We start from the raw sequence: 15,610 nt of genomic DNA on the forward strand, positions 1-15,610 counted from the left end.
CGGCTCAGGTACCGCTCCAGTTCGGCGCCCGCTTCTCGGCGAACGCGATCGCACCCTCCTTGGCGTCGTTGGACGAGAACACCGGGATGATGAGTTCCATTTGCTTGGACCACATCTCGGACTCGCTCCACTCTGCGGAGCGGACCAGGATCTCCTTGGTGACCGCCACGGCGAGCGGACCGTTGGCTGTGATGCGCTCGGCCAGTTCGACGGCGCCCGCGAGCGCCTGCCCCGGTTCGGTCACCTTGTTGACCAGACCCCACGCCGCACCCTGTTCCGCGGTGAAGCTCTCACCGGTCAACGCCAGCTCGAGGGCTTTCTGGTAGGGGATGCGGCGCGGCAGTCTCAGCAGTCCCCCACCGGCGGCGACGAGGCCGCGTTTGACCTCCGGGATACCGAACTTCGCGGTGGCGGACGCCACGACGAGATCGGTGGCGAGCACCACCTCGGTGCCGCCGGCGAGGGCGTACCCCTCGACGGCGGAGATCAACGGCTTGCGAGGTGGCCGTTCGGTGAAGCCGATGCCGCGTCCGGGGATGTCGACCCGCTCACCCGCCGCGAACGCCTTCAGGTCCATCCCCGAACAGAAGTTGCCACCGGCACCCGTGAGGATCGCCACGGAAAGACCTGTGTCGCTGTCGAGTTCGTCGACCGCATCGGCCAGGCCCTGGCTCACCGCGAAATTCACGGCGTTGCGGGCCTCCGGCCTGTTGATGGTGATGATGAGTGTGCGCCCCTGGCGCTCCAACAGGACCTCGTCCGACACCACTTCGCCTCTCGCTCACCCGGCAACTGCCAGAAAAGCGTACTATATGCCTTACTGTTGAAGGGCGGCGTGTCTCCGATGGTCTTCCCCCGAACGCTCGATCACGACCCGACCGGTATGGTCGACGGCACCGGCCGGGCTGTGGCGCGGAGGTGTCGCCGCAGATCACACCGCCTCGGCCGAGTTTCCCCCAGCGCATCATCGAATTCCTGACGGAGGTACCGCGGTGGCCAGACAAGCGACAGCCGAGAAGCGGCAACGCCGCGAACGCGGGTCGATCAACCCCGAGGACATCATCAAGGGCGCATTCGAACTCGCCGAGGACGTGTCCGTCGACAACCTGAGCATGCCGTTGCTGGGTAAGCACCTCGGGGTCGGTGTCACGAGCATCTACTGGTATTTCCGCAAGAAGGACGACCTGCTCAACGCGATGGCCGACCGGGCACTGCGCCAGATCGCCTTCGAGGTGCCCTACGTCGACGCGGCGAACTGGCGCGAGTCGCTGCACAGCCATGCGCACAACATGCGCAAGACCTTCCTCGCGAGTCCGATCCTGTGCGACCTCGTGCTGATCCGCGGCGCACTGTCGGCCAAGGCGCTGCGCCTCGGCCTCGAACAGATCGAGGCCGCCGTGTCCGGGCTGGTGGGTGCCGGCCTGTCACCCGAGGATGCGTTCGACACGTATTCGGCGGTGTCGGTCCACGTCCGCGGTTCGGTCGTGCTCGCCCGCCTCTACGAGAAGACCCGGTCGCTGGAGAGCTCCGAGTTCCGGCTCGACGACTCCTCGACGATCGACCCCGAGACGACCCCGCTGATGGCGGAACTCAGCGGGAAGGGCCACCACGTCGGCGTCCCGAACGACGTGAACTTCGAATACGGGCTCAACTGCATCCTCGACCACGCCGCCCGGCTCATCGACGAGAACGGGAAGCCGGCGAAGAAGGCGGCCGCGCGGCGCCGGAGCACCGCATCGCGCTAGCCGCCGCGCGCCTCAGACCTCGATGACGACCGCGCCGCCCTGGCCGCCGCCGGCGCACATCGCCGCGACGCCGATACCGCCACCGCGACGCTGCAATTCGTAGACCAGGGTGGTGACCATGCGTGCGCCCGAGGCCGCGATCGGATGGCCGAGGCTGCAACCGCTTCCGGAGAAGTTGACCTTCTCCTCGTCCAGGCCGTACTCCCGGCAGGCGGCGATGGGCACCGAGGCGAACGCCTCGTTGATCTCCCACAGCGCGACGTCGGCGGGGGTGAGCCCGGCCCGGTCGAGCACCTTGCCGATGACCTTGACCCCGCCGAGCCCGGTGTCGCGCGGCGCCACACCGACCGAGGCCCAGGCGCGCACCTTCGCCATCACCGTCAGCCCCTCGGACTCGGCGTAGCCACGCTCGACGAGCACGGTCGCCGCGGCGGCGTCGTTGGTGCCGCTGCTGTTACCGGCGGTGATCGAGAAACCCTCGATCTCGGGGTGCAGCACCTTGAGGCCCGCCAGTTTCTCGACGGTGGTGTCGCGCCGCGGATGCTCGTCGACACTGAAGTCGACCACCGAGCCGTCCGGCTGCTCGACCTTCAGCGAGACGATCTCCTCGGCGAACTTGCCGGCATCCATCGCCGCGATGGCCCGCTGGTGCGAGCGCGCCGCCCACGCGTCCATCTCCTCGCGCGTGATGCCCGCGGCCTGCGCGGTGTTCCACCCGACGGTGATGGACATGTCCCGCGTCGGCGCGTCCGGCGTCTCGACGTGGGTCGGCGGCATCCAGCGTTCCTCGAACTTGAGTTCCGGACCGGGGATGCGCCAGTTGACCAGTGGCGTCATCGACAGGGACTGCACACCGCCCGCGACGAGCACCCGCTCCATCCCGGACCCGATCTGCGCCGCGGCGTTGCCGATCGCGGTCAGGCTGCCCGCGCAGTGCCGGTTGACCGACTGGCCCGGCACGTGCTGCAGCCCGGTCGCGTCGGCAGCGTAGCGGGCGAGATCACCGCCGCCGTAATGGGATTCGGCGAAGATGAGGTCATCGATGGCGTTCGGGTCGACCCCGGAGCGCCGGATGGCCTCGGGGAGCACCGTGGTGATCAGTGTCTCCGGCGGGGTGTTGACCAGGGTGCCCTTGAAGGAGCGCCCGATCGCCGTGCGGACGGCGCCGACGATGACGGGTGTGGACATGTTCTCGACCTCGGTGTGTCAGGCCGCCGCGGCGGCGCATGCAGTTATGACGACGTTTACAGAAACGGTATCAGTTGTAAGGCGGCGCGACCACCGGCAGGGGTCACTCCGCGTCGGGCTCCGGGACGTGGAAATGCTCGTCACGCAGCCGGAACGCCTCCTTGGTGCCGTGCTGGGCGCGGGTCTTGACGAAGTTGAACTCCCCCGGGGCGAACTGCAGGTTGGTGCCGTAGGCGTGAAACAGGTAGCTGGCCACCTCCTCGCCCTGGTAGGCCTGACTCTGCTCGACGAGCCGGAAGGCCTCCTTGGCGATCACGACCCCGTCGGCCGGCATCTTGGCGGCCTTCTGCGCCCAGTAGCGCGCCCTTGCGGGCACCATCGCGTCGTCGCACGTCTCGGTGAAGATCCCGAGGTGCTCGACACTTCCGGCGTCGACGATGTCACCGGTCAACAACATGCGGCGGGCCAGCACCGGACCGAGCCGGTGGAAGAACATGTGCAGGCTGCCGAGCGCAGGCCCGAGGAATCGGGTGGCCGGCATCCCGATCTCGGTGCTGCGCCCGATCACCGCGATGTCGCACATCAACGCCATCTCGAAGCCGCCGCCGAGCGCATACCCGCCGATCTCGCCCACCGTGACCTTCGGGAACCCCATGAAGTTGTGGTAGAAGCCGAACGACTTGCGGTCGACGGTGAGCCGGCGGCGCTGGCTCGGCCGACTCTTCGCCCGCGAGTCCTGGCCCGGGCCGTACCACCCGTATGCGTTGTTCATGTCGGCGCCGGTGCTGAACACCCCGTCGGCGCCGCGCAGCAGCACCACGGTGAGGTCATCGTCCTCGGCGACCCGGTCCAGGTGGCGCGCCAGCGCGTCCCGCATCGCGGCGTCGTAGGAGTTGCGCCGGGCGGGATTGTTGAGCGTGATCGTCGCGATGCGGGACTCGTGGTCCGCCTCGAACAACACCCGGTCGTCGGGGTCCGTCATCGTCGTCGCCTTTCCGTGTTCACCACCGTGCAGGTCACGTCCGCCGCCGCCCGAAGCGCGAGCCGGCGAGCCGGTCCTGCGGCAGGGCCACGGTGTCGACCTCGCCCGTGCACAGCACCTCGCCGGCGAGCAGCAGCCGGGCGGTGGAGGTCAGGCCCCGCTCCGTCTCGGCGCGTGTCACGTCGAAGGACAGTTCGGTCAGCACCGGGGTGGGGCGCCGGTAGCGCACGGTCAGCGACCGGGTCTTGCCCGCCACCCCGGCCGCACAGCTCTGGTGCTGGGTGACGCAGTCGAAGAAGACGCCGAGGAAGCCGCCGTGCACAAGCCCCGGTGGCCCCTCGAAGGCCAGCGCGAATGTCACTGTCCCCTCGGCGGTCTCGGCGTCGATGCGGTCGAAACCGTATTCCGGGAAGCAGGGGTTGTACGCGCCGACGTCGAAGGCGTGCTGCAGATACACGCGTCGGTGTTCGCCGCCGTCGGCGAGGCGGGGCGTGCGGTCCGGCGGGGCGGCCGCCGACAACCGCCCCTCCCACTCCGCGAACCGGGCCAGCATCTCGTCCACCGCGGGGTGCGGCGCCTCCTGCACCAGCAGCAGGTCGGTCAGCCTGCGCATCGCCGCGGCCGCCGCCACGGTCTGCGGCAACGGGTCCTCCCCGTACCGGCGATCGACGTTCGCGGACATCGTCGGTGGCGCTCCCCTGTTTCGTCGAGGTTGATTTCGCTATGTTGTACGGGACGGAAATCGTATCGCCTACTGTAGGGCTAACCATAACGACAGCGGAAGGGCGGGCAGGCCGGTGGGTCAACAGGACGGCACGGCCGCGCCGGACGGGTCGGTCTCGGCGCACCGCGACGGTGCCGCGCTCGTGCTGAAGCTGAACCGCCCGCATCGCCGGAACTCGCTCAGCCACAGCATGATCGACGATCTCGTTGCCGCACTGACGGCTGCGGCGACCGATGACTCACTGCGCGTCGTGCACATCCGCGGCGCCGGTGGGGACTTCTGCACCGGCGCCGACTGGGTGGCGACCAACTCCGCGGAGCGGCGGCCGCGCACCGGCGACGTGGTACGACGGGTACCGCAGGGCGCGAACCGGGTGATCGAGCTCGTCCACACGCTGCATCTGCCCGTGGTGTGCGGCGTGCAGGGCTGGGCGGTCGGGCTCGGGTGCAATCTGGCCCTGGCCGCCGACTTCACCGTCGCCGCCGCCGACGCGGTCTTCTGGGAACCCTTCGTGCAGCGCGGATTCGCGCCCGACTCGGGGGCGACCTGGCTGTTGCCCCGAATGGTCGGGCTGGCCCGGGCCAAACGGATGTTGCTGCTGGGAGAGAAGGTCGGCGGCGCCGACGCCGCCGAATGGGGCCTGATCCACCTCGCCGTACCGCGCGAGGAGGTCGACGACGCCGCCGCCGCACTGGTACGCCGCCTCGCCGCCGGGCCCACCGTCGCGATCGGCCTGGCCAAACAAGCCGTCCACCAGGCGTTGCACACGCCGCTGGACCAGGCCATGACACACGAACTCTTCACCGTCGAGTTGTCCAGTCGCACAGCCGATTTCAAGGAGGGTCTGGCGGCCTTCCGGGACAAGCGCGATCCGGACTTCCAGGGCCGATGACCCCGACCACACCACCGGAGGAGCCTCGATGACGAACGGTTCGTACGACACGATCAAGTACGAGGTCGACGGACACACCGCGACCATCACGCTGAACCGGCCCGACGCCCTCAACGCGCTCAGCCCCCACATGATCACCGAACTGCGCGCGGCCTACGACGCGGCGGAGAACGACGACGACGTCTGGCTGCTGATCGTGACCGCCACCGGCCGTGCCTTCTGCACCGGCGCCGACGTCAAGGAGATCCCCGAGGACGGCAAGGTCCTCAACGAGCGCCCGTTCCTGTCCACCTATGAGCAGTGGGAGGCCCCGCAGGAGGGCACCCCGCCGTTCCGACGAATGGCCAAACCGGTGCTCGCGGCGATCAACGGGATCTGCTGCGGCGCCGGACTGGACTGGGTGACCACCGGCGACATCGTGATCGCCTCCGAGCAGGCGACGTTCTTCGATCCGCACGTCAGCATCGGGCTGGTCTCCGGGCGCGAGGTCGTGCGGTTGGCCCGCGTGCTGCCCCGCTCGGTGGCGCTGCGCATGGCGATCGTCGGCAAGCACGAACGGATGAGCGCCCAGCGGGCCTATGAGCTCGGCATGATCAGCGAGGTCGTCGAACACGACCGGCTTCTCGAACGTGCCCACGAGATCGCCGACCTGGTCACCCGCAACGCACCGCTCGCGGTGCGCGGCACCCGGCTGGCCATCCTCAAGGGTCTCGATCTGCCGTTGCACGAGGCCGAGATGCTCGGCGAGGCCTTCCGCGAACGGAACCTGCACACCGAGGACTCCCTGGAGGGACCCGCGGCGTTCGTGGAGAAGCGCACCCCGGAGTGGAAGTGCCGATGACCTTCGAGACCATCACGCTCGACGTCGACGCCGCCGATCACGTCGCCACCATCACACTCGACCGTCCGGAGCGGCTCAACGCGTTCAACCGCACCATGTGCGAGGACATGGCCGAGGCGTGGCGCACCGTCAAGGCCGACGACACCGTGCACGCGGTGGTGCTGCGCGCCGCCGGGGACCGCGCGTTCAGCGCGGGGCTGGACATCACCTCGCCCTACGGTCAACCCGACAACGTCTGGAATCACGAGGACCCCGGCGAGCTGCTCAGCCCGAAGTGGCAGAAGATGTGGAAACCGGTGGTGTGCGCGGTTCAGGGTATGTGCACCGCGGGAGCGTTCTACTTCCTCAACGAGGCCGACGTGGTGATCTGTTCGGCGGATGCGACGTTCTTCGACTCCCACGTCAGCGCAGGATTGGTGTGCGCACTGGAACCGATCGGCCTGATGCGCAAGGTCGGGCTGGGTGAGACGCTGCGCATCGCGCTGATGGGCAACGACGAACGGGTCGGCGCCGAGACCGCGCTGCGCATCGGCCTGGTCACCGAAGTCGTTGCCCGCGAACATCTCTGGTCACGGGCTCACGAGATCGCCGCGACCATCGCCGCCAAACCGCCGTCGGCCACGCAGGGCACCGTGAAGGCCATCTGGGAGTCACTGGACAGACCGTATCGGGCGGCGATGGAGCAGGGGCTGATCTACACCCGGTTGGGCAACCCGATCGGGCAGGCCGACCTCGCATCGCGGCCCGCGCAGGCCCGCCGCGAGCCGAAGGTGCGGTGATGGCCGTCCACCGCCTGAGCCGGCGCATCGCCCACGTCCTCGACCTGCGGCCCGAGGTCGACGCCGTCGAATACGACGGCCAGTGGTCGTCCTGGGCGCAGATCGGCGAAGCGGCACGGCGCATCCGGGAACTCACCATCCGCCACGGCGGTGACGCACCGCAGGTGGGGATCCTGCTCCGCAACCGCCCGCCACACCTGGCCGCAGTGCTGGGGGTGCTGCTCGCCGGCGGCACGGTGGTGGTGATCAACCCGGCCAGGGGCGACGACCGCACGCGGGCCGACATCGCCGATCTCGCCCTGCCGGTGCTCATCGGCGGTCCCGACGACCTCGCCGCACTGGTGACCCCGTCCCCCACCACCACAGTGATGTCGCTCGCGGCGCTGTCGCGCGAACCCGCCGTCGACGTCGCCGCACACCCCGCGGTGGAGAACGCCGCGCAGCCGGGTGTGGCGGTCCGGATGTTGACCAGCGGCACCACCGGGCCGCCCAAGCGCATCGACCTCACCTACGACATGCTGGCGCACAGCGTGCTCGGGCCCGAACCCGACGAACCGCCTCGGGGCATCGCGATCGTCAACGCCCCGCTCGTGCACATCGGCGGGGTGTTCCGGGTGCTGCAGTGTGTGAGCGAGGCCAGGCGGTTCGCCCTGCTCGAGCGGTTCGAACTACAGCGGTGGGCCGACGCGGTGCGCAGGCACCGGCCGCGAACGGTGTCGCTGGTCCCCGCCGCGCTACGGATGGTGCTGCACTCCGACCTCACCCGTGACGACCTGTCGAGCATTCGCGCCGTCACCTCGGGAACCGCCCCGCTGTCGGCCGACGACGCCGACGCGTTCACCGAGAAGTTCGGCATCCCCGTGCTGACGTCCTATGCCGCAACGGAATTCGGTGGAGGCGTTGCCGGCTGGACGCTGGCCGACCATCAACGCCACTGGCGCAGCAAACGCGGGAGCGTGGGACGCGCCAGCGGCGGCGCGCACCTGCGGGTGGTCACCGAGGACGGTACGCCGCTGGGCCCCGACCAGCCGGGCCTCCTCGAGGTCAGGCCCGGTCAGCTCGGGCCGGGCACCGCCTGGATGCGCACCACCGATCTGGCCCGGATCGACGCCGACGGCTTCCTGTGGATCCTGGGCCGCGCGGACCAGGCCATCATCCGGGGCGGGTTCAAGGTGATGCCCGACGACGTCCGCGCCGCGCTCGAGGCGCACCCGGCGGTGCGGGGGGCCACCGTAGTCGGCCGGCCCGACGTCCGGCTCGGCGAGATCCCGGTCGCGATGGTCGAATTGCGCGACGGTGTGACGGTGACCGGCGACGAGTTGACCGCTCATCTGCGTGGCCGGCTCGCGCAGTACGAGGTGCCGGCCGAGATCGTGGTCGTCGATGCGATCCCGCGGACCCCCTCGGGCAAAGCCGATTTGGGCGCCGTGCGCCGGTACTTCGGCACCGCGGCGGAGCCGCGGATGAGCACCGCGGCCACCGCCGATCATGGGTGAGCCGCGCACCGTCGCTGCGGTGCTGCGGCACTGGGCGGTCGACCGCCCGCAGCACCCGCTGCTGATCTGCGACGACGAGCGACTCGACTACGGGGACGCCGAACGCCGCTCGGCGCAACTGGCCCACGGCCTGCTGGCCCTCGGCGCGGGTAAGGGCACGCACATCGGGTTGCTGTACCCGAACGGGGCGGCGTTCCTCGTCGGCATGCTCGCCGCCGCCCGCATCGGGGCCGTGGTGGTTCCGTACAGCACCTTCGCCACCGCTCGCGAGTTGACCGAGCAGCTGCGCCACAGCGACACCGAGATCCTGTTGGCGGCAGGCGCCTTTCGCGCACACGACTACGCCGCGCGGCTGCGCGAGGTGCTCGGCGGTGAGGTGCCGACCGGCGAGCGCCTGCGCTGCCTCACCGTCCCGCATCTGCGACACGTCTTCGTCGACCGGGCCCCCGGCGGCACCGTCGACCCCGGGCTGCTGACCGCGGTCGAGGACGATGTCGACGGCAGCGACCCGTTGACCATCGTGTACACCTCCGGGTCCACCAGTGCGCCCAAAGGCGTCGTGCACACCCAGGCCGCGCTGATCGAACATCAGCGCAACCTCAACGCGATCCGCGGTCTGACCGCCGACGACCGGCTGTTCTGCAACTCGCCGTTCTGCTGGATCGGCGGGATCGCGTTCTCGGTGCTGGCGACGCTGGTGGCCGGCGCGACGCTGGTGTGCTCGAACGCCGAGAACCCGTCGAGCACCCTCGACCTGCTGGAGGCCACCCGGCCCACGGTCACCAACGGCTACGTCGCCGGGATCGCCGCGCTGGCAGCGGATCCCAGCCTGCCTCGACGCGACCTGTCGTCGATGCGGCGCGGCAACCTCTACCCCATCATGGCGCCCGAGGCCCGTCCCGCCGACCCGGACCTGCGCCACCACATGCTGGGCATGACCGAGACCGGCAGCGTCGTCCTGCTGCACCCCGACGACGGCGACCAACCCGAGCACCGGCGCGGATCGTTCGGCGTACCCGCGCCCGGATTCGACACCAGGATCGTTCACCCGGACACCGGCGCACCGGTCGAGCCCGGCGAGGTCGGCGAGCTGTGCGTGCGCGGACCGTATGTGATGCAACGGTATTACAAACGCAGCCGGGAGGAGTGCTTCGATCCCGACGGCTGGTTCCACACCGGCGATCTGGTGCGCACAGACGACGACGGCCTTCACTACTTCCTGGGCCGGCGCGGGGCGATGATCAAGACCGCGGGCGCCAATGTCACACCGGTCGAGGTGGAGCGCGCGATCGGCCGGGTCACCGGCGCACAGGCCTACGTCGTCGGTCTCCCCGACCGTGACCGCGGGCAGGTGGTCGCCGCGGCGGTGGTCGTCGACGACCCCGCCGACTTCGACCCCGGGGCACTGCGTGCGGCGCTGCGGGAGGAGCTCTCCGCATACAAGATCCCCCGCCGCATCACCGCCCTCACCCGCGACGAACTGCCCGTGATGTCGAGCGGCAAGGTCGACCTCCCCCGGCTGACGGAGGTGTTCGGTGTCCAACGGTGACTTCACGGTCGACCGGTTGCTGCGCCGCAACGCCGCCGCACATCCGGACAAGCTCGCCGTCATCGACCCGGCGTCGCGGGTGACGCACGCCGAGCTCGAGCGCACCACGCACGCGCTGGCCGCGAGCCTCGCCGGCGCGGGCGTCGGTAAGGGAACACGTGTCGGGCTCATCATGCCCAACAGCGCGCAGTGGGTCCGGATCGCGTTGGCGCTGACCCGGATCGGTGCGGTCCTGGTACCGCTGAGCACGCTGCTGGCGCCGCGCGAACTGGTCGCCCAGCTGCGCACCGCGGCGGTGCAGACACTGATCACCGTCGAGGAGTTCCGTGGCCACCGCTACCTCGACGACCTGTGCGCCGAGCTGGCGGTGCCCCGACTCGACGAACCGCTCCACCATCGCGACCTCCCGGCATTGCGCCGAATCCGGACCCCTGAGCGGCTGACCGCCGGCGGGGCCGTCACCGAGGAGTTCGTCGATGCGCTCGCCGACGCGGTGACACCCAGCGACACCCTCGCCGTGATGTTCACCTCCGGGAGCAGCGGGCCCCCCAAGGGTGTGGTGCACTCACACGGCAACGCGCTCGGCGCCGTCGCCGCGGGCCTGCACGCCCGCTGCATCGACGCGGACACCCGGCTGTACCTGCCGATGCCGTTCTTCTGGGTCGGCGGGTTCGGCAGCGGGGTGCTCTCGGCGCTGGTGGCCGGGGCGACGCTGGTCACCGAACTCATCCCGCAACCGGAGTCGACGCTGCGGTTACTCGAGGCCGAACGCGTCACACTGTTCCGCGGTTGGCCGGATCAGGCCGAAGCGCTGGCGCGGCAACGACATTCGGTGGGCGCAGACCTGTCGGCGCTGCGGCCGGGCAGTCTCGAGGCGCTGCTGCCGCCCGACCAGCGAAGCCGACCGGGTGCGCGGGCGAAGCTGTTCGGGATGACCGAGGCGTTCGGCCCCTACTGCGGCTACCGCGCCGACACGGACATGCCCGAGACCGCATGGGGCAGCTGCGGCCTGCCGTTCGCCGGCATGGATCTGCGCATCGTCGACCCCGATTCCGGTGACCCGGTGGAGATCGGCGAGATCGGTGAGATCCAGATCCGCGGACCGCATGTCATGCGCGGCATCTGCGGGCGCAGCCGGGAAGAGGTGTTCACCGCCGACGGGTTCTACCCCACCGGCGACCTCGGCCGTCTCGACGACGACGGGTTCATGTTCTACCACGGGCGCTCCGACGACATGTTCAAGGTCAGCGGCGCCACCGTCTACCCCAGCGAGGTCGAGGCGGCGCTGCGCACGCTCGACGGCGTCGCCGCCGCCTACGTCACCGATGTGCCTGCCGCGGGCGCCGACCGGGTGGGCGCCGCGGTGGTCTGCGACCGCCCGACGACGGTCGACGCTCTGCGGGCCGACGCCGGAAAGGTCCTGAGCGCCTTCAAGGTGCCGACGGTATGGCTGCTGCTCGAGGACGACGACGCCGTCCCGCGCAAGGCGACCGGGAAGGTCGACGTGCGGGCCCTGCGCGATCTGCTTGCCGGCGCGATCACTGCACCACGCCGCGGGTCTTGAGGTGCTCGATGAGCGGTTCGGCGCCGGACGCCAGATGTTCCGACATCGCGGTCCGCGCCGAGGTGTCGTCGCGCTCGGCCAGCGCGGACAACAGCTGCCGGTGGTGCCGCATCGACTCGGCGGGCCAGCTCTCGATCGTGGGGAACACCGACTCCGGGGCGTAACGGGTGATGAGCGACATCATCTGCGCGAGCTTGGGTGAGTCCGCCGCGACGTTGATCGCCCGGTGGAACTCGTGGTTGAGCCGCACCGCACCTTCGCCGTCGTCGCGCCGGTAGGCGTCTTCGAGCGCATCCTGGATCGCGGTGAGAGCACGCAGTTGCTCCTCGGTGATGTTGTGCGCCGCACGGGCGGCCAGTTCACCGCCGACATATGCTTGCACGTTCGACACGTCGGTGATGTCGCGGCCCGTGACCGGCAGCACGACGAAGCCGCGCCGAGGCTGTTGGGCGAGAAGCCCTTCGGCGCGCAACTCGAACAGCGCCTCACGCACCGGCGTCACACTCACCCCCAGTTCGGAGGCCAGTTGCTCGAGCCGGATGTAGCCGCCCGCCGGGTAGGTGCCGTCGAAGATCCGCCGACGGACGAACCGCGCGACGTCCTCCGACAGCTGGGGGCGGGCCGCAAAATCGGGTGCGGACATGTCAGATCCGGTAGTCGGCGAGCAGACGCTTGCTGATGATGTTCTTCTGGATCTCGCTGGTGCCCTCTCCGATGAGCAGGAACGGCGCGTCGCGCATCAGCCGCTCGATCTCGTACTCCTTGGAGTAGCCGTAGCCGCCGTGGATGCGGAAACTCTGCTGGGTCACCTCCGCGCAGAACTCGCTGGCGAGGTACTTCGCCATCCCGGCGGCGACGTCGTTGCGCTCACCGGAGTCCTTGAGGCGGGCGGCGTTGACCATCATCAGATGCGCCGCTTCGACTTTCGTCGCCATCTCGGCCAGCTGGAAGGCGATGGCCTGATGGTCGGCGATCGGCTTGCCGAACGTCTGGCGCTGCTGGGCGTAGCGCACCGCGAGTTCGAATGCGCGCAACCCGACGCCGCAGGCCCTGGCCGACACGTTGACCCGCCCGACCTCGACGCCGTCCATCATCTGGAAGAAGCCCTGCCCGGGCTGCTCGCCGAGGATGTCGGCGGCCTTCGCGCGGTAGCCGTCGAAGATGAGTTCGGTGGTGTCGATGCCCTTGTATCCCAGCTTGTCGAGCTTGCCGGGGATCGTCAGGCCCGGCACCACCTCACCGAACCCCGTCGGCTTCTCGACCAGGAATGCGGTGAGGTTGCGGTGCGGTTTGTCAGCGCCCTCGTCGGTGCGCACCAACGCGGCGACCAGAGTGGAACTGCCACCGTTGGTCAGCCACATCTTCTGGCCGTCGATCACGTAGTCCTCGCCGTCACGGCGGGCGCGGGTACGGATCGCGGCGACGTCGGAGCCCAGTTCGGGTTCCGACATGGAGAACGCGCCCCTGGTCTCACCGGTGGCCATGCGCGCCAGGAACCGCTGCTTCTGCTCGTCGGTGCCGTGCTGACGGATCATGTAGGCGACGATGAAGTGGGTGTTGATGACGCCCGAGACGCTCATCCACCCGCGGGCGAGTTCTTCGACGCACAGCGCATAGGTCAGCAGCGATTCCCCGAGGCCGCCGTATTCCTCGGGGATCATCAGGCCGAACAGGCCCATCTCGCGCATCGCGTCGACGATCTCCTGCGGATAGGTGTCGGAGTGCTCGAGTTCCTGGGCGTTCGGGATGATCTCCTTGTCGACGAACTGGCGCACGGTGGAGACGATCTCGGTCTGGAACTCGGTCAGCCCCAGGGTCTGGGCGAGTCTGGTCATGACGCCACTCGCTCGAAGACCGCGGCCAGGCCCTGCCCTCCGCCGATACACATCGTCATCAGCCCGTAGCGGCCCTGCCTGCGGGTCAGTTCGCGGGCCAGCGTGGCGAGCATCCGTCCGCCGGTCGCCCCCACCGGGTGTCCGAGCGAGATCCCCGACCCGTGCACGTTGGTGCGCTCCATGTCGGCGGCGGTGAACTTCCACTCCCGCATGACGGCGAGCGCCTGTGCGGCGAACGCCTCGTTCAGTTCGATCAGGTCGACGTCGGCCAGGTCCAGGCCCGCCCTGGCCAACGCGGCCTCGGTCGCGGGCACCGGCCCGATGCCCATCACGTTCGGCGCCACCCCGGCCACGCCCCACGACACCAGCCGCACCAGCGGGGTCAGCCCGAGTCCGGCCGCCTTCTCCGGCGTGGTGACCACGCACATCGACGCCGCGTCGTTCTGGCCGCTGGCATTGCCGGCGGTCACCGTCGCCTCCGGATCCTGTTTCCCCAAAACGGGTTTGAGCCGTCCGAGGGTCTCCAGCGTCGTATCCGCGCGGGGATGCTCGTCGGTGTCGACGACGTCCTCGCCACGTCGGGTGCGCACGGTCACCGGGATGATCTCCTCGGCGAAGACGCCGTTCTTCTGGGCGGCGACCGCCCGCTGATGCGAGGCGACCGCCAGTTCGTCCTGTTCGGCCCTGGAGATGCCGTATTCGCGGCGCAGGTTCTCCGCGGTCTCGAGCATGCCGCCCGGGACCGGGTGGTTCCTGCCTCCCGCCGTGGTCCGTCCGCGGGCCAGGGCATCGTGCACGGCCACCCCGCCGCGGGCGCCTCCCCAGCGCATGTCGGTCGAATAGAACACCACGTTGCTCATGCTCTCCGCGCCGCCCGCGACCACCACGTCGTTGTTGCCGCTGCCGACCTGCAGGCAGGCCTGCACCACCGACTGCAGCCCCGATCCGCAGCGACGGTCCACCTGCATACCGGGCACGGTGACCGGAAGACCGGAGTCCAGGGCCACCACCCGTCCGATGGCGGGCGCCTCGCTGCTCGGATAGCAGTGCCCGAGGACGACGTCGTCGACCACCGCGGGATCGATTCCGGTGCGGTCGAGTAGACCCGTGAGGGCGGCCACCGCGAGTTCGACGGCGGTGAGGTCCTTGAACATGCCGCCGTACCGCCCGATGGGGGTGCGAACGGGTTCGCAGATGACGGTGTCGCGCATCAGACGTGCCTTCCGCCGGTGACTTCGAGCACGGTTCCGGTCATGTACGACGACAGGTCCGAGGCGAGGAAGAGGGCGACCTTGGCCACCTCGGCCGGTTCGCCGGCCCGGCCCATCGGCACCTCGGCGAGTTTCTGATCCCAGATGTGTTGCGGCATGGCCTCGGTCATCGCCGACCGGATGAGACCGGGCTGGATCGCGTTGACCCGCACGCCGAGGTGCGCGAGTTCCTTCGCGGCGGCCTTCGTCATCCCGACGATCCCCGCCTTCGCCGCGGAGTAGTTGGTCTGCCCGATCAGGCCGACCTTGCCCGAGATCGACGACATGTTGACGATCGCGCCGCGCTTGTTCTCGCGCATGATCGCCGCCGCGGCCTTCAGCCCGTTCCATGTGCCCTTGAGGTGTACGGCGATCACCTGGTCGAACTGTTCCTCGGTCATCTTGCGCAGAGTCGCGTCGCGGGTGATCCCGGCGTTGTTCACCATGACGTCGAGGCCGCCGAAGCGTTCCACCGCCACGCCGACGAGCGCGTCCACCTCGTCGGCGCGGGTGACGTCGCAACGCACGGCGGTGGCCACCTCGGCCCCGCCCAGGCGTGTGGCGGCGGCCTCGGTGGCGTCGAGGTCGAGGTCGCCGAGCACCACCCGCGCCCCCTCCGACACGAAGCGCTCCGCGATCGCGAAGCCCAGTCCCTGCGCACCGCCTGTGACGACCGCGGTCTGTCCGGTCAGCAACGACACTCGATCACCTGCCTGACTTGTCGGGGCCTCCGAGGGGCCCGGTCGGCGAACATCATATTTCATA

15 protein-coding genes are annotated in these 15,610 nt (G+C 69.6%); 7 read left to right on the plus strand and 8 right to left on the minus strand.

Annotated features, from left to right (window positions below):
- Positions 1-4 precede the first annotated feature (4 nt).
- Entirely contained in the window at positions 5-766 is a 762-nt protein-coding gene (locus AU196_RS21005; RefSeq protein WP_157546566.1) for a crotonase/enoyl-CoA hydratase family protein, read from the minus strand.
- A gap of 226 nt (positions 767-992) precedes the next feature.
- On the opposite strand from AU196_RS21005, the gene AU196_RS21010 reads away from it, so the two are divergent.
- Entirely contained in the window at positions 993-1,745 is a 753-nt protein-coding gene (locus AU196_RS21010) for a TetR/AcrR family transcriptional regulator (protein ID WP_059097010.1), read from the plus strand.
- A gap of 12 nt (positions 1,746-1,757) precedes the next feature.
- On the opposite strand, the gene AU196_RS21015 is transcribed toward AU196_RS21010, so the two are convergent.
- The 3 genes from AU196_RS21015 to AU196_RS21025 all read right to left on the minus strand — a co-directional run bounded on the left by AU196_RS21015 (position 1,758) and on the right by AU196_RS21025 (position 4,597).
- The gene (locus tag AU196_RS21015) at positions 1,758-2,933 is read right to left on the minus strand and encodes a thiolase family protein (RefSeq protein WP_059097011.1); all 1,176 of its coding nucleotides are present in this window, start codon (positions 2,931-2,933) and stop codon (positions 1,758-1,760) included.
- Positions 2,934-3,036: 103 nt separating this feature from the next.
- Positions 3,037-3,915, minus strand: coding sequence for an enoyl-CoA hydratase/isomerase family protein (locus AU196_RS21020; RefSeq protein ID WP_059097012.1), 879 nt, complete (start codon positions 3,913-3,915; stop codon positions 3,037-3,039).
- Positions 3,916-3,949: 34 nt separating this feature from the next.
- Positions 3,950-4,597: a hotdog family protein gene (locus AU196_RS21025; RefSeq protein ID WP_059097013.1), complete on the minus strand. Its 648-nt coding sequence runs from the start codon at positions 4,595-4,597 to the stop codon at positions 3,950-3,952.
- 115 nt (positions 4,598-4,712) lie between these two features.
- On the opposite strand from AU196_RS21025, the gene AU196_RS21030 reads away from it, so the two are divergent.
- From AU196_RS21030 to AU196_RS21055, 6 genes are read left to right on the plus strand one after another with little or no spacing between them, the layout of a single operon-like run.
- Positions 4,713-5,531: an enoyl-CoA hydratase/isomerase family protein gene (locus AU196_RS21030; RefSeq protein WP_059097014.1), complete on the plus strand. Its 819-nt coding sequence runs from the start codon at positions 4,713-4,715 to the stop codon at positions 5,529-5,531.
- A gap of 28 nt (positions 5,532-5,559) precedes the next feature.
- On the plus strand, positions 5,560-6,372 hold the full coding sequence (locus AU196_RS21035) for an enoyl-CoA hydratase/isomerase family protein (protein WP_059097015.1): 813 nt from the start codon (positions 5,560-5,562) through the stop codon (positions 6,370-6,372).
- Positions 6,369-7,151 carry an enoyl-CoA hydratase/isomerase family protein gene (locus AU196_RS21040; protein ID WP_059097159.1) on the plus strand — a complete coding sequence of 261 codons (783 nt, stop codon included), beginning with the start codon at positions 6,369-6,371 and terminating at the stop codon, positions 7,149-7,151. Before AU196_RS21035 ends, AU196_RS21040 begins: the two co-directional genes overlap by 4 nt.
- Complete coding sequence (locus AU196_RS21045) at positions 7,151-8,647, plus strand: class I adenylate-forming enzyme family protein (RefSeq protein WP_059097016.1); 1,497 nt, start codon at positions 7,151-7,153, stop codon at positions 8,645-8,647. Before AU196_RS21040 ends, AU196_RS21045 begins: the two co-directional genes overlap by 1 nt.
- Positions 8,637-10,196, plus strand: coding sequence for a class I adenylate-forming enzyme family protein (locus tag AU196_RS21050; protein WP_197415866.1), 1,560 nt, complete (start codon positions 8,637-8,639; stop codon positions 10,194-10,196). Before AU196_RS21045 ends, AU196_RS21050 begins: the two co-directional genes overlap by 11 nt.
- Positions 10,183-11,760: a class I adenylate-forming enzyme family protein gene (locus tag AU196_RS21055; RefSeq protein WP_059097018.1), complete on the plus strand. Its 1,578-nt coding sequence runs from the start codon at positions 10,183-10,185 to the stop codon at positions 11,758-11,760. The genes AU196_RS21050 and AU196_RS21055 overlap by 14 nt, the downstream gene beginning before the upstream one ends.
- Here AU196_RS21055 and AU196_RS21060 read toward each other — a convergent pair.
- Genes AU196_RS21060 through fabG form a run of 4 tightly spaced genes read right to left on the minus strand, consistent with a single transcriptional unit; the run spans position 11,735 to position 15,546 of the window.
- Complete coding sequence (locus AU196_RS21060) at positions 11,735-12,403, minus strand: GntR family transcriptional regulator (protein ID WP_059097019.1); 669 nt, start codon at positions 12,401-12,403, stop codon at positions 11,735-11,737. The genes AU196_RS21055 and AU196_RS21060 overlap by 26 nt on opposite strands.
- 1 nt (position 12,404) lies before the next feature.
- Positions 12,405-13,595: an acyl-CoA dehydrogenase family protein gene (locus AU196_RS21065; protein WP_059097020.1), complete on the minus strand. Its 1,191-nt coding sequence runs from the start codon at positions 13,593-13,595 to the stop codon at positions 12,405-12,407.
- Positions 13,592-14,806, minus strand: a complete 1,215-nt coding sequence (locus AU196_RS21070) for an acetyl-CoA C-acetyltransferase (RefSeq protein WP_059097021.1) — start codon at positions 14,804-14,806, stop codon at positions 13,592-13,594. Before AU196_RS21070 ends, AU196_RS21065 begins: the two co-directional genes overlap by 4 nt.
- Entirely contained in the window at positions 14,806-15,546 is a 741-nt protein-coding gene (fabG, locus tag AU196_RS21075; RefSeq protein ID WP_059097022.1) for a 3-oxoacyl-ACP reductase FabG, read from the minus strand. Before fabG ends, AU196_RS21070 begins: the two co-directional genes overlap by 1 nt.
- Positions 15,547-15,610 lie beyond the last annotated feature (64 nt).

Source organism: Mycobacterium sp. IS-1742 (assembly GCF_001500125.1).
Lineage (GTDB): Bacteria > Actinomycetota > Actinomycetes > Mycobacteriales > Mycobacteriaceae > Mycobacterium.

Excerpts from the sequence above, each read along its gene's own strand:
- AU196_RS21015 (WP_059097011.1), bottom strand. The coding sequence starts at position 2,933 with ATGTCCACACCCGTCATCGTCGGCGCCGTCCGCACGGCGATCGGGCGC.
- AU196_RS21020 (WP_059097012.1), bottom strand. The coding sequence starts at position 3,915 with ATGACGGACCCCGACGACCGGGTGTTGTTCGAGGCGGACCACGAGTCC.
- AU196_RS21025 (WP_059097013.1), bottom strand. The coding sequence starts at position 4,597 with ATGTCCGCGAACGTCGATCGCCGGTACGGGGAGGACCCGTTGCCGCAG.
- AU196_RS21035 (WP_059097015.1), top strand. The coding sequence starts at position 5,560 with ATGACGAACGGTTCGTACGACACGATCAAGTACGAGGTCGACGGACAC.
- AU196_RS21040 (WP_059097159.1), top strand. The coding sequence starts at position 6,369 with ATGACCTTCGAGACCATCACGCTCGACGTCGACGCCGCCGATCACGTC.
- AU196_RS21045 (WP_059097016.1), top strand. The coding sequence starts at position 7,151 with ATGGCCGTCCACCGCCTGAGCCGGCGCATCGCCCACGTCCTCGACCTG.
- AU196_RS21060 (WP_059097019.1), bottom strand. The coding sequence starts at position 12,403 with ATGTCCGCACCCGATTTTGCGGCCCGCCCCCAGCTGTCGGAGGACGTC.
- AU196_RS21065 (WP_059097020.1), bottom strand. The coding sequence starts at position 13,595 with ATGACCAGACTCGCCCAGACCCTGGGGCTGACCGAGTTCCAGACCGAG.
- AU196_RS21070 (WP_059097021.1), bottom strand. The coding sequence starts at position 14,806 with ATGCGCGACACCGTCATCTGCGAACCCGTTCGCACCCCCATCGGGCGG.